This window comes from Rhizobium aouanii (genome assembly GCF_037002925.1).
GTDB lineage: Bacteria > Pseudomonadota > Alphaproteobacteria > Rhizobiales > Rhizobiaceae > Rhizobium > Rhizobium aouanii.
Genome location: NZ_JBAMYD010000008.1, coordinates 175395 through 188393 on the forward strand (window position 1 = coordinate 175395; position 12999 = coordinate 188393).

Below are 12999 nucleotides of genomic sequence, written 5' to 3' on the forward strand. Positions count from 1 at the left end.
CGTTTCGTTTCGTGGGAGCGCAAAGTTTCAGCGCCGGACATTTGTCGCGATGGTCGTTACAGGGCGATGGAACGCAAGTAGGTAACCGTAACATACGCCTCGCGATGGCTGGCCGCGTGCTTGGTCTCGCCCCGTCAGCGAGCGGTTGGCGGTACCGAGGCGTCAAGCGCGCCCTCTATCTCCTTGGAGAGTTCGGCGATCAGTTCCTGGTATTCCACGACGCGCTCGTCGCGTTTCGGATCGGTTGAGACGTTCCATTTCTGCAGCGCCGATTGGGCGTCGGCAAAGTCCCTGCAGATTTCCCGAAAGTCCTCACTGCGGGCAGAGAGATCGTCGATCGCCTTGATCCTGGCTGGAAACTGCCGACGGACTGCGGTCACGCCTTCGTCCATGGTCCACTCCTTACCGGCATTCGAGACGTCGCCACTGCAACGTGTGCCAGATCCCGATCTTCATGGACGACGATCGGTTCGTGGAGTATGTTACCGTAACATACGGTCTGGCAGTGATGTGACTCCACGGGGGATTGGGGACAGACATGCAGACATCGATACCAGCAGAGGGGTCTGCTGCATCCATTTCTTCAAGGTCGGCGCCTCAAGCCGACGATATCAGCGAGCAACTGGAACGTGTCGTCTCCAGCCCTGAATTTCCAGGCGTCGGTCGCGCGGCAGCGTTTCTCCGCTATGTCGTCTCGGAAACCCTCGAGGGTCGGGGCAACCGCATCAAAGCCTATTCGATCGCGATCGAGGTGTTCGGCCGGGATCCCGGCTTCACCCAGGACGACCCGGTGGTCAGGATCGAGGCCGGACGGCTGCGGCGGTCACTCGAGCGCTATTATCTCGTCGCCGGGCAGCATGACCCGGTCAGGATCGACATTCCCAAAGGCGGGTATGTTCCAACCTTCGCCTGGTCCTGTCCGGCATCAGTCGACATTGGAGACGAAGACACTGGCGAAACATTACCCTCCGAGGTTCGCCCCGGACGCTGGTGGCGCGCAAGGCAGGTCTTGTTGCCGGGTGCTGCTGTGCTCGCTGCAGTGGCTATTTCGCTCTATTGGATCGGGGCGCAGTCTCCCCCTCCGTCGCTCGAACGCGTTGCAAGCCTGTCGCCCGATCGGCCGGCCCTCGTCGTGGCCCCGTTTGCCAATCTCGGCGAAGGGCCGGAGGCACAGCTCTACACAGCTGGCCTGACTGAGGAGCTGATGACCATCCTGCCGCGGTTCAAGGAGATCAAGGTCTTCGGCCGCGAGACATCCAAGTCCCTCCCCGCGGATGTGGCCGCATCGGAGATCCGGACCGAATTCGGCGCACGCTATCTCCTTGCCGGCGGAGTGCGCACGTCGGGCAAGCGCCTTCGTGTGACGGCCAGATTGCTCGATACGTCGGACGGCGAAATCCTCTGGTCGGAGAACTATGACAATGATCTCGCATCGGGAGACCTGTTTGCGATCCAGACGGATGTCGCCAGAAAGGTCGCAACCGCCATCGCCCAACCCTACGGGGTCATGGCACAGGTCGACGCCGCCAGTCCGCCGCCTGATGATCTCGGTGCGTATGAGTGCACTTTGCGCTTCTATGCCTATCGCTCGGAACTGAGCGCCGAAGCGCATGCGCGTGTCCGGGATTGCCTTGAGGCCGCGCTCGCGCGGTTTCCGAACTACGCGACCGCTTGGGCAATGCTGTCGATCGTCTATCTCGATGAGGACCGGTATAAGTTCAATCCGACACCAGGCCAGGATTCAGCCATACAGCGTGCACTCGATGCCGCCAGGCGCGCAACGCAGATCGATCCGAACAATACGCGCGGACTTCAAGCACTGATGACGGCGCTATTCTTCGACAGGCAGCTTGCTGAATCACTTCGTGTGGGCGAGCAGGCGCTCGCCACCAATCCCAATGACACCGAACTGATGGGCGAGTTCGGAACTCGGCTTGCGATCGCTGGCCAGTGGCAACGTGGAGCAACCCTGCTGGACCAGGCCATCGCGCTTAATCCAGGCAGCGGCGGCTTCTACCACGGAACGCGAGCCCTGGCCGCCTATATGCTCCGCGACAACCAGACCGCCGTGCTGGAGATCAGACAGGCGAACATGCAGAAGTTCCCTCTCTTCCATGTTGTCGCCGCCATCATCTACGCAGAGGCTGGCATGATGGACGACGCCCGCCGGGAAGGACAGGTGTTCGTCAGCATGCGACCTGACTTCCTGCCGAACATTGTAACGGAACTCGCAATGCGCAACATGCAGCCCGAAGATCGCGATCGTCTGATCGAGGGACTTCGCAAGGCGGGAATGACGGTGCCCGATCCCGATGCAATTGCGTCGACCGCCGCCACCTCGGACCTGCAACCCCGCTGATACTGTCCCCCCGACCGTAACATACCCGATCATACGGGCACGCCATCTCGTCTTCGCATAGTCTGACCTCAGTGCCGACTTCGACCGCCGCGGCGTGCGGCGTCGAGGCCTGTACGAACTTGACGGGGCTATGAGGAACGCCAGTGAGCACAGTAAAATGTCGTGACGGCCGAATTCAACCAAGCCTTTCCCCAGGTTTGAAATGGATCTCGGCTCTGCTGCTCTGCGCATTGACCGGGTGCGGCGGCCATCCGAAGAACGTGCTCATCCCCGTTGCCGATAGCGCGCCGAACGCCGCCAAAGTGCACATGTTGGTAACCACAACGCGCAGCCGCTCCTTGATACAAGGCGAAATGTTCACAGGCGAGCGTGCACTCGCCCCGGCCTTTGCCGACATCACCGTGTCCATTCCGCCTGCCAACGTCCGCAAGGTCGGTGAAGTCGCCTGGCCGAGGAGGCTTCCCTCCAATCCGGCCACCGACTTCGCAACCTTGAAAGCCGAGGAGATCACACGCGACGACGCCAAGAAATGGCTGAGCGCCTCGGTCAGGAAGAGCCACGACCGCAGCGTGCTGGTGTTCATCCACGGCTTCAACAACCGTTTCGAAGACTCCGTCTATCGCTTCGCTCAGATCGTCAAGGATTCCGGCGTCCATAGCGCGCCCGTGCTGGTGACATGGCCGTCGCGCGGCAGTCTGCTTGCCTATGGCTATGACAGGGAGAGCACCAACTACACGCGCAACGCATTGGAGACGCTCTTCCAGTATCTCGCGAGGGATCCAGAGGTGAAGGAAGTCTCGATCCTGGCGCATTCCATGGGGAACTGGCTGGCGTTGGAAGCGCTTCGCCAGATGGCGATCCGCAACGGCCGCCTCCCTGCCAAGTTCAAGAATGTCATGCTGGCCTCGCCCGACGTGGATGTCGATGTCTTCCGCCAGCAGATCGTCGACATGGGCAAGCAGCATCCGAATTTCACCTTGTTCGTTTCGCGAGACGACCGCGCGCTCGCGGTTTCCCGCAGGGTATGGGGCGACGTCGCCAGACTCGGCGCCATCGATCCCGAGCAGGCCCCCTTCAAGAAGGAACTGGCCGACAACCAGATCACGGTCATCGACCTCACCAAGGTCAAGGCGGGCGACAGGCTGAACCACGGAAAATTTGCGGAATCGCCCGAGGTCGTTCAGCTCATCGGCGCGCGCATTTCCGAGGGCCAGACGCTGACCGACAGCAAGGTCGGGCTCGGGGACAAGATCCTCGCCGCGACGACGAGCACAGCGGCGGCGGCGGGCAGTGCCGCCGGCCTGATCCTTGCCGCCCCGGTCGCCGTCGTCGATGCGGATACCAGAGATAATTACGCCGGCCAGGTCAGCGGCCTCACGGGTCCTGTGGGTACGCGACCGAAGGCGTCCGAGTGCACCGCCGCGGGCCGATCGAAGGAGACATGCAGGCAATAGCGCCTCAGCAACCGGCAGACGCAACAGCTTCATCGAGATCAGGATAGACGATGCCTTTACTTTCCAAGATCCGCATGGTCAGGCCGCTTCTCATCGGGGCCACCCTGGTATCCATTCTCCTTTGTGCCTCCATTGCCATGGCGCAGAGCGCGACGCCTGCGAGCCCGCAGCCTGAAAGTGTCCAGCGCTTTATCGGCATGTTCTCGGATCCGGATGTCCAGCGCTTCCTGCAGCAGCAATCGGAAGCAGCCAAGGCCGTGACCGAGCCGCCGGCTGAAACGCCGAACGGCGATCCTTCATTCTCGGAATTCGCGATGCGGTTTCGTGTCCACGCCTCCAGCCTTCTCGGGGCCATCACCTCCTTTCCTTCGGAGATGATGCGTGGTGCGGCCATACTCGACCAGGACGTCCAGGCGAACGGCGGGACGCGGCCGATCTTCCTGGTCGCTGCCTTCCTCGTCGTCGGTCTGGCCGCGCAATGGCTGTTCTGGTGGATCAGCGCCGGCTGGCGCTCATGGATGGCGCGCGCGCCCTTCGCCACGATTCGCCAGAGGATGATCGCACTGGCCGCGAGGCTTCTATGGGCGGCATGTTTCGTCCTGTCGTTCGGGCTAGGCAGCATCGGCTTCTTCCTCTTGTTCCAATGGCCGCCGATCGTTCGGGAAATCGTCGTCGGTTACCTCTTTGCGATCGTGATCTTTCGTCTGGCGAGCGCGCTTTTCGACGTGCTTCTGGCGCCGCGAGCAGAGGAGGAAGGCCGGTTTCGTGTCGTGCCGATTACGAGGGATGCCGCCGGCCACTGGGCGAAACGCCTGGGATATCTCGTCGGCTGGTATGCTTTTGGCTGGGTGACCATCCGCCTGCTCGGCACACTCGGTTTCTCTGTCCCGGCCCGGCAACTCGTAGCCTATTCCCTCGGCCTCGTGCTCCTCGTCATCGGTATCGAAGCCGTCTGGAGACGTCCGCCCGGATTGTCTCCCGGCCAGGCCAGCCGCATCGGCCTGCGGGCGCGGAACTGGCTCTGGACGGTCTACTTCGTTGCCGTCTGGCTGCTGTGGGTGGTGGGAGCGATGAGGCTGTTCTGGATCGCGGTGGTCTGTGCGGCACTGCCCGGCGCTATCGCCCTTACCAAGGCGTCGGTCGACAATATCCTGCGCTCTTCCGAGGACGAAGAGGACGGCCATAAGAGAGGCACCGTCGTCTCGGTGATCGTCGAGCGCGGCATCAGGGCGGCACTGATCGTCGGCGCCATCATTCTGCTGGCGAACGCCCTGGATATCAGGCTGACGCAGATGACGATGCAGGATTCGCCGCTTCTGCGCCTCGTGCGCGGCCTCCTCAGCGCCGGCATCATTCTGCTCGTCGTCGACCTCGCCTGGAGCGTTGTGAAAGTGCTGATCGATCGCAAGCTCGGCGACACCGAAGCCGTCCTCGAAGTCGGCAGCGAACGGGAACGGCGGCGCACCCGTCTCAGAACACTGCTGCCGATCCTTCGCAATTTCCTGATGATCCTCTTCGTCGCCGTCGCGATCATGATGGCACTGTCGTCGCTCGGCGTGGAGATCGGCCCGTTGATCGCCGGTGCCGGCGTGGTCGGCGTTGCGATCGGTTTCGGCGCACAGACGGTGGTCAAGGACGTGATCAGCGGGATGTTCTACCTGCTCGACGACGCCTTTCGGGTGGGCGAATATATCCAAAGCGGCAGCTACAAGGGCACCGTCGAATCCTTCAGCCTACGATCGATCAAGCTCAGGCACCACCGCGGCGCGGTCTACATCGTCCCCTTCAGCGAGCTCGGTGCCGTGCAGAACATGAGCCGAGACTGGGTGATCGAGAAGATGACGATCACCATCACCTACGATTCCGACATCGAGAAGGCCCGCAAGATCATCAAGAAGATCGGCCTGGAGCTGTTCGAGGATCCGGAGTTCAAGCCGACGACGATCGAGCCGCTGAAGATGCAGGGGATCGACAGCCTGGGCGACTCCGGCCTGCTCCTGCGGATGAAGGTCATGACGCTTCCGGGCCAGCAATTCACGCTGAAGCGTCGGGCTCTGCGGATGATCCACGAGGCGTTCAACGAAAACGGCATCAAGCTCGCTGTGCCCACAGTCCAGGTCTCAGGCGGAAAAGACGACGCTGTTGCAGCCGCTGCCCAGCAAACGCTCGCAGCACAAAACGCAGCCGCCGCCGCGAGCCCGGCCTGAGGGCGGCATCTTCGAGGAAATGAAACACAGACGAGAGCAATGGGAGGAAATGAAATGAAGATCCTGGTCATCCCTACGCGCATGCTTGCGACACTTGCCGTCATGATGACGGTCTGCGCGCCCGTCCTCGCTCCCGTCACGGCCGAAGCCGCCCGTCGTGGCGTGGCGGCATGCGGTCCGAGAGGCTGCGGCGCTGCAGCCTGCGGACCACGCGGATGCGCCGCGGTCGGACGCCGAACCGCTCCCGTCGTTCGCCCGCCCGTCCGGCGCGGCGTCGTGGTCGTCGCCCCTCGCCGCTACTGGCGTCCGGGGACCGCCATCGCCGCGGGTGCCGCCATCGGCTTCGTCGCCGGAGCTGCCGCCGTGTCCTTGGCAGGCACGCCGCCGCAATCCGGTCAATGCTGGTATTACACCTCGCCCGCCAAGACGACGGGCTTCTGGGATGTGTGCCCGCGCTGAGCGTCTCGCAGAAAGACTGGCGAGTTCGTTTGGTTCTCTTCGTCACGATCCTCCCCCGGCTGGGGATGGTCTCGATTTCGCGTCACAAATTTAGAGGGCACATTCCATGGATTTCACAGTCATCGATGCCGCACTCGTCGGAAAACTTCTCCTGCTGCTTCTGATCGGCATGGGGCCGAAGATCGCCCTGGTGCCGTTTCTGGAAAAAACCCACGCCTTCGATACCGAAACCAAGGTGCGCATCGGCCGCCAGATGGTCCTGATCGCCGTCGTCACGGCTTTGATCCTTTTTGCCACCGGCGCGCTGCTGATGCGGCTTCTCCACATCACGGGCGGTGCCGTCGCTGTCGCCGGCGGCATCATCCTCGCGCTGATCGCCATCAAGATGGCATCAGGACCAACGGAGAAACCGCATGACGACTTTGCGGCGCCGGTCGATCCAGACAAGCTGGCCATATTTCCGCTTGCGGTCCCTTACCTGCTCAATCCTGTCGGCATTACGATCATCATCATCGCCTCCGGCGAAGTCGTCTCGATCGCCAGCGCGATACTCGTCATCGGCCTGATCCTGATCGTCGGCGCATTGGACTATCTGGTGTTCACCAACATCGACAAGCTCGCCAAGCGTATGAAGCCAGTCACCATGATCGTCTCGGAGGTCGTCTTCGGCATTCTGCTGACGGCAGTCGCAGTCCAGCTGATCGTCGTCGGGCTTGGTAACCTCGGGATCATCACCCCGGTCGCTGCACACTAGATCCGACAATTTTAGGCCGGACCGGCCCAAAACTCTGAGCCCGCATCCGAATTGAAGAAATAGAGCCGAAAGCCACTCGGTTTTTCGGCATCATTCTCAGCTGCGAATTTGCCACCCGCGCGCGGAAAGCCGGGGGGATTAAGGTCGGCTACAGACTGGAATGATGTCGCCACCAACCGCCGGGCGCATGGCGATCATTCAATATCTCTGATGTTATCCATAAGCTCTATTCGTTTGAATGATGGGTTCGCGAGGCCCATATTACGATCATGGACATGGACGAACCTCCCATTGACGACCATGCCCCTGACCCAAGAAAGGAACCGGAAAATGACCACGCTCACCTATCGCGGTGGTGGTAAGTCCCTCACCTCCAGTGAAAGCCGCTTCGACCTGGCACATTATGCCCGTAAGCTTGTGCTCGCCTGGACGCGCTGGCAGACGGCCCGCGAAATCGAAGCCATGCCCTTCGACATTCGCAAGGACATCGGCTGGCCGAGCACGGACGACAACAAACACCGGACCATGTAATGAATGCGACATTCTTCCCAAGATAAGGGCGGCGCCTGCCTCGTGCAACGCCGCCTTTTTCGTGGCCTGACCGTCCATTCCTAAGTCATTTTCAACATTGAATTTCAGTCGCCTATCAGCCTGTCTTCTCCCTGCCCGCGGCCATTCCGGCGATTTGACCGGCCAAATCGCGGGCGATGTCGCATATTTGCTCTTCCCGGCCGCATTTTTCCATGCCAGTGTCGCTTCTAGGACATCGGCGCGACGCATTCCGCGCAACGAATGTGTCATCGCCCCTCGAGCATGGATTTCGCTATGAACAGGATGCAGATCAAGAAGCGTTCGGTAGTCTTCTTTATGGTACCGCAATTCACCATGCTGCCCTTTTCGGCGGCCGTGGACACCTTACGCATCGCCAATCGCATGCTCGGCTATCAGGCCTATACCTGGCGGCTGACCTCTGTCGATGGAGAAAAGGTCTATTCTTCCTGCGGCATCGGCGTCGAGGCAAATTCCTCGCTTGCCGAGGAGCGCCGTCATCTCGGCGGCGAAAACCGGCCGGGCATGGTGCTCGTCTGTTCCGGCATCGATGTCGAGCAGTTCAACAACAAGTCGGTCAATGCCTGGCTGCGTGAATGCTACAATCGCGGTGTCGCCGTCGGCAGCCTCTGTACGGGCGCGCATGTGCTTGCCCAGGCCGGCCTCCTGAACGGCAAGCGCTGCGCCATCCACTGGGAAAACCTGCCGGGCTTTTCGGAAGCCTTCCCGCAGGCGGAGGTCTATGCCGATCTCTACGAGATCGACGGCAATCTCTATACCTGCGCCGGCGGCACCGCCTCGCTCGACATGATGCTGAACCTCGTCGGCGAGGATTTCGGCGAAAGCCTTGTCAACCGTATCTGCGAGCAGCACCTGACCGACCGCGTGCGCAACCCGCACGACCGCCAGCGTCTGCCTTTGCGCGCCCGTCTCGGCGTGCAGAATGCCAAGGTACTGTCGATCATCGAGCTGATGGAAGGCAATCTTGCCGAGCCGCTGTCGCTGATCGAGATCGCCGACGGCGCCGGCCTCTCGCGCCGCCAGATCGAACGGCTGTTCCGCCAGGAGATGGGCCGCTCGCCAGCTCGCTACTATCTGGAAATCCGCCTCGACCGTGCGCGCCACCTTCTGGTGCAGTCCTCGATGCCAGTCGTCGAGGTCGCCGTCGCCTGCGGCTTCGTCTCGGCCTCGCATTTCTCCAAGTGTTATCGCGAACTCTACCATCGCTCGCCGCAGCAGGAGCGCGCCGAGCGCAAGATGACGATGGCGACCGCTCGCCAGGCCGTCGCCGCTTGAGACAATAAGACGGGCCGCGCCGCTTGAGACATTAAAAGCTGATCTCGCCTGACGCGAAAAGATCGTCGCCGCCTGAGATAGAGGGCGGCGGCTTGGCCCGGCCCCAGAGGCGCTACTGCGCCGCCTCTTCCGTCATCCTGGCGTCGGAGTAGACCTGGTTGCGGCCCCGATGCTTGGCCATGTAGAGGAACTGGTCGGCGGCGTTCAGGTAATTCTCGAAGGTCTCGTAACCGCCGATCTCGGCGATGCCGATCGAAATCGTGACGCCGAGCTCCTCGTCGTCGGCCGTGACCTTCAGCCGCGAAATGTCCGAGCGGATCTCGTCGCAGAGCTTGGTCGCGGCAGCGGAATCCATCTGCGGGAAGAGGATGGCGAATTCCTCGCCGCCGAGGCGCGAGAGAAGATTGTCGCTGCCCTCGAAGATCGTAAACAGCCTGTTTGCCACAGCCTTCAGCACCTTGTCGCCAATCTCGTGGCCATAAGTGTCGTTCAGCCGCTTGAAATGATCGATATCGAGAATGGCGACGGAACTCGGCACCTTCAGCCGCAGGCACTCGTTCACCAGCTTCGGGCCGTTGTCGTAGAAATAGCGGCGGTTATAGAGGCCGGTCAGGTAGTCGCAGGCCGCCGCCGCCCTTAGCTGCCGCATCTGCGCCAGCGTTTCGGCATTGTTGGCGATGCGGCATTGCAGCTCCTCGGCGACGAAGGGCCGGTAGACGAAATCGCTGGCGCCGGCCTTGAGGAAACTCGCCGAAAGCATGCGGTCGTTGGAGGAGGAAACGCCGATGACACGCAGGCGGTCCGACCCGAAACGATGGCGGATGCGCCGCGTCAGCTCGTAGCCGCTCATATCGGGCATGTGGTGATCGGTGACGACGAGCTCGATATCGCTGTAGGCCTCGAGCGCTGCCAGGGCCTCGAGCCCCGAATTTGCCTCGACGACGAGATATTGTTGTGCCTTCAGGAGGTCGACGAGCACCTGGCGCGCCGAGACGACATCGTCGACGACGAGCACCCGCGTCTTGCGGTTGGAAATCGCCCGCCGGACGGTAGCGACCAGGTTGTCGAGCGCGAATTCATTGTCCTTCAGCACGTAATCGATGACATTGCGCTCCATGATCTTGTTGCGCGTGTTGAGATCGAATGTCGCGGTGAAGACGATCGCCGGGATATCGTGCTCGATCGTGCAGTCGAGCGCTTCGCCATAGGGCGAATCCGGCAGGTTGAGATCGACGACGGCCATGGTGTAGCCGTGAGCGTCGTCGGCAAGTTCCTTGCGAAGAGCCTTCAGCGACGGGCAGGATTTGACGGCAAGGCCGAGCTCCGTCTGGAACCGGTGACAGAGCACCGCGGAAAACATCCGGGAATCTTCAACCAGAAGTATTTTGAGCCCGCCCGAGCGTAACCCAATGCCATCCCGCTGAAAATCTGGTTGAAAAGCCACAGCCGCTACTCCCTCCCGCGTCTGACGGGCGCGACTCGGCCCTCTCCCCGGCGGGGACGATAACCGAGAGACCTGCGCGCGTGAAGGGGACAAATAATGGCGCTATTACTTGTAATTGCAAAAATACGACGACTGTCCCCGGCCGTCATTTCCGCCCGCCTGGCGATACCGATATTGGAAGGGGCGTCAGGCAACCGCCCGCTCCTTGCGCATCGATTGAATTTGCAGCAGCGTATCGAGGTTCTGGTTGACGCGGCAGTAGAACTCCTCGTCGATGAAGGGACGCAGCATGAAATCATTGCCGCCGGCCTTCAGGAATCGTGCCGAAAGCAGCCGGTTCGACGAGGAGGAAACGCCGATGATGCGCAGCTCGTGCGAGCCGATATTGGCGCGGATGCGCCGCGTCAGTTCGAAGCCGTCGATGTCAGGCATATTATAGTCGGTGATGACAAGGCCGATATCGCGGTTGGCCTTCAGGATCTCCAGCGCCTTGCCGCCGCTCTCGGCGACGCTGACACGGAAATTGTAGCGCTTCAGCCGGCTCGACAGCAGAGCGCGCGCAGTCGCACTATCGTCGACGATCAGCACGTGGTGGCGATGATTGGTGAGGAAGCGGCAGATCGATTCCGCCAGCAGGTCGACGGCAAAGATATTGTCCTTGAGGATATAGTCGACGATATCCTTGGCCATCAGCTTGTCGCGCATGTTTTCATGGAAGGTGCCGGTGAAGACGATGGTCGGGATGGAGAGATCGACCAGATATTCGAGCGCTTCGCCGTTTTCGGCGCCCGGCAGGTTGATGTTCGAGATCGCCAGCGTGATCGGATCGGAAGACTTGTCGTAGGAAACCTGCAGATCTTCGAAGCTGCGGCAGATCTCGACATCGATATCGAACAGCTCTTTGAGGCGTTTGCTGATCATCGAGGTGAATACGTTGGAATCTTCCGCGACAAGAATACGCGCGCCGGCAAACATCGCTCCGGAATATTGCATCCCCGAAATACCTAGAAACGCCATAGCAAACCTTTGATGTAAAATCTGATCCCCGGATCAAGCTGATACATCAATTGATTTGAATAATTATTAATCAGCGCATTCCGATATATACGAAGAGTCGGCCCGATGCGGCCGCCTCCGATTTCTTTGCAGATATGATTAAGAAACCTGGCGCGAAGCGCCGCATTCTCGGCATCGAGCGGGCTTTCGCCGACACCGTCGTCAGCTACGTGCCGCCCTTGGCGTAGTCCGGCCGCCATGGCAGGCGCCAGCGAGCGGTTGATGCGGAAGCCGAAGGCGCCGTTGGTGGCGCGGCCGACAAGCCCATCCGGCTGGCTCCGCCTGCCCGAAGCGATTATAAACGAGCCATCGACCCCCGACCCTCTGACAGGTTCGCCCATGATCCAATCCGACCCGGTGATCGAATGGCTTCTCGACTCTGACCCATCGATCCGATGGCAGGTGATGCGCGACTTGCTCGACGTCCCCGAGCGGGAATGGATGGCCGAGCGGGCCAAAGTCGAGACCGAGGGCTGGGGCGCCAGGCTGCTCTCCTGCCAGGATGGGGACGGGCAATGGGCAGGCGGCGCCTTCCTGCCCGCCGGTTTCGACCCGCACGAGTGGAAGGAGCGTGGCCAGCCGTGGACGGCCACGACCTTCTCGCTGTCGCAATTGCGCGAGTTCGGTCTCGATCCCGCCTGCGGCTGCGCCAGGCGCACCGTCAAACTGGTCGGCGCCAACGCCCGTTGGGAAGAAGGCGGCCAGCCCTATTGGGAAGGCGAAGTCGAGGAGTGCATCAACGGCCGCACCGTTGCCGACGGCGCCTATTTCGGCGTCGACATCTCGCCCATCGTAGAAAGGCTCATCGGCGAGCGCCTCGACGACGGCGGCTGGAACTGCGAGCGGGCTCGCGGCTCTGTCCGCTCCTCCTTCGCCAGCACCATCAACGTGCTGGAAGGATTGTTGGAGTACGAGAGATCGACCGGCGGCACGCATCGGTCTCGAGAGGCGCGCAGGACCGGCGAGGAATTCCTGCTGGCCCGCAACCTCTTCCGCCGCCTTGGCACCGGCGAGCCGGCCGACGAGCGCTTCCTGCGCCTCCTGCATCCGAACCGCTGGCGCTACGACATTTTGCGCGCGCTCGATTATTTCCGCGCCAGCGCGATCCTGACCGGCGCCAACCCCGATCCGCGCCTCGGCGAGGCAATCGACCACCTTCGTTCCCGGCGCTTGCAGGACGGCAGTTGGCTGCTCGACGAGAGCCCTGCAGGTCGGGTGTGGTTCGAGGTCGATGACGGGCAAGGCAAGCCCTCACGGTGGGTGACGCTCCGGGCGATGCGGGTGCTCAGATGGTGGGATGCCCAGCCCTCAACCAATGCCTGACGGCATTCCCAGTCGACGTAGGAAATGCCGTCTCACCGATGCCGGGCTGATTGACCACACCATGCGGGATTAACGCCGGGATCACTGACCAACCAGGC

General features: G+C 61.6%; 12 protein-coding genes. 8 read left to right on the forward strand and 4 right to left on the reverse strand.

The window, feature by feature from the left end; all coding sequences use genetic code 11:
- Positions 1-134: 134 nt before the first annotated feature.
- Positions 135-392 carry a hypothetical protein gene (locus V8P77_RS16005; protein WP_017960868.1) on the reverse strand — a complete coding sequence of 86 codons (258 nt, stop codon included), beginning with the start codon at positions 390-392 and terminating at the stop codon, positions 135-137.
- Positions 393-538: 146 nt separating this feature from the next.
- On the opposite strand from V8P77_RS16005, the gene V8P77_RS16010 reads away from it, so the two are divergent.
- The 7 genes from V8P77_RS16010 to V8P77_RS16040 all read left to right on the forward strand — a co-directional run bounded on the left by V8P77_RS16010 (position 539) and on the right by V8P77_RS16040 (position 9078).
- Positions 539-2359 carry an adenylate cyclase gene (locus tag V8P77_RS16010; RefSeq protein WP_335913315.1) on the forward strand — a complete coding sequence of 607 codons (1821 nt, stop codon included), beginning with the start codon at positions 539-541 and terminating at the stop codon, positions 2357-2359.
- 143 nt (positions 2360-2502) lie between these two features.
- Positions 2503-3813, forward strand: coding sequence for an alpha/beta hydrolase (locus V8P77_RS16015; RefSeq protein ID WP_335913316.1), 1311 nt, complete (start codon positions 2503-2505; stop codon positions 3811-3813).
- A 50-nt stretch (positions 3814-3863) separates the two neighbouring features.
- Positions 3864-6020, forward strand: a complete 2157-nt coding sequence (locus tag V8P77_RS16020) for a mechanosensitive ion channel family protein (RefSeq protein WP_335913317.1) — start codon at positions 3864-3866, stop codon at positions 6018-6020.
- A 54-nt stretch (positions 6021-6074) separates the two neighbouring features.
- On the forward strand, positions 6075-6479 hold the full coding sequence (locus V8P77_RS16025; protein ID WP_335913318.1) for a hypothetical protein: 405 nt from the start codon (positions 6075-6077) through the stop codon (positions 6477-6479).
- Positions 6480-6585: 106 nt separating this feature from the next.
- Complete coding sequence (locus tag V8P77_RS16030; RefSeq protein ID WP_335913319.1) at positions 6586-7233, forward strand: MarC family protein; 648 nt, start codon at positions 6586-6588, stop codon at positions 7231-7233.
- 330 nt (positions 7234-7563) lie between these two features.
- Positions 7564-7764 carry a hypothetical protein gene (locus V8P77_RS16035; RefSeq protein ID WP_026157393.1) on the forward strand — a complete coding sequence of 67 codons (201 nt, stop codon included), beginning with the start codon at positions 7564-7566 and terminating at the stop codon, positions 7762-7764.
- 294 nt (positions 7765-8058) lie between these two features.
- On the forward strand, positions 8059-9078 hold the full coding sequence (locus V8P77_RS16040; protein ID WP_003540607.1) for a GlxA family transcriptional regulator: 1020 nt from the start codon (positions 8059-8061) through the stop codon (positions 9076-9078).
- A 112-nt stretch (positions 9079-9190) separates the two neighbouring features.
- Here V8P77_RS16040 and V8P77_RS16045 read toward each other — a convergent pair whose 3' ends face one another.
- The 3 genes from V8P77_RS16045 to V8P77_RS16055 form a co-directional block, all read right to left on the reverse strand.
- Positions 9191-10522 (reverse strand): diguanylate cyclase, encoded by a 1332-nt coding sequence (locus V8P77_RS16045; RefSeq protein WP_335913320.1) that lies wholly within the window; start codon positions 10520-10522, stop codon positions 9191-9193.
- A 186-nt stretch (positions 10523-10708) separates the two neighbouring features.
- Entirely contained in the window at positions 10709-11539 is an 831-nt protein-coding gene (locus tag V8P77_RS16050; protein ID WP_335913321.1) for a response regulator, read from the reverse strand.
- Positions 11527-11919, reverse strand: a complete 393-nt coding sequence (locus V8P77_RS16055; protein ID WP_335913322.1) for a hypothetical protein — start codon at positions 11917-11919, stop codon at positions 11527-11529. Before V8P77_RS16055 ends, V8P77_RS16050 begins: the two co-directional genes overlap by 13 nt.
- On the opposite strand from V8P77_RS16055, the gene V8P77_RS16060 reads away from it, so the two are divergent.
- A complete protein-coding gene (locus V8P77_RS16060) occupies positions 11918-12901 on the forward strand; it encodes a squalene cyclase (RefSeq protein ID WP_335913323.1) in 984 nt (327 codons plus the stop codon). The genes V8P77_RS16055 and V8P77_RS16060 overlap by 2 nt on opposite strands.
- Positions 12902-12999: the final 98 nt, after the last annotated feature.